Genomic DNA, 502 nt, shown 5'->3' with positions numbered 1-502 from the left:
ATGTGCTCATTACTGCAGGTAAGGAGCCGTATTCACTTTTGGTCAGTACACGTAACTTAATCAAAGGTTATATTCGTCCTGGGGTGTATGTGGATGTGCTGTCAGTCGGTTCACCTCAAGAAAATCTTTCCGACGAGCGCAGGACGAGTATCGATTTTAACGGTGTGAGTGCGCGCCACATCTTACGTAACGTCAAAGTGCTCAGTGTGGGTAATTCCAAAGAGCCTGTGGACTCGCCTGTTAAATCCAACGTCAGCAGTGATGATGAAAAGCAGATCGTCATCGTGGTCGAAGTGGAGCCCAGTGATATCGCTAAATTATCCATTGCGCAAAAAACCATGTATCTCGAAGTATACAGAACACATCAATATCAAGAGCCAGTGTTCGCAGAAGTGCGTGACGTGATTGGAAATTACAGCGGTGTTGCCGAGTTAAGAGGCTCATCTCGACAATCAGCACAAGGAGAAGAGCTGTGATGGTAGGAATAATTAGAAACACTTGG

1 protein-coding gene is annotated in these 502 nt (G+C 45.8%); it reads left to right on the top strand.

Going from position 1 to position 502, the window contains the following annotated elements:
- Positions 1-476, top strand: a 476-nt coding sequence (locus R7Q11_RS29770; protein ID WP_263857245.1) for an RcpC/CpaB family pilus assembly protein, incomplete at its 5' end; no start/stop codon positions are given.
- Between the last annotated feature and the right edge of the window lie 26 nt (positions 477-502).

The organism is Vibrio sp. 970 (genome assembly GCF_033339075.1).
The sequence above is the reverse complement of the archived record's forward strand: the minus strand, read 5'-3'. Positions and strand labels throughout refer to the sequence as shown.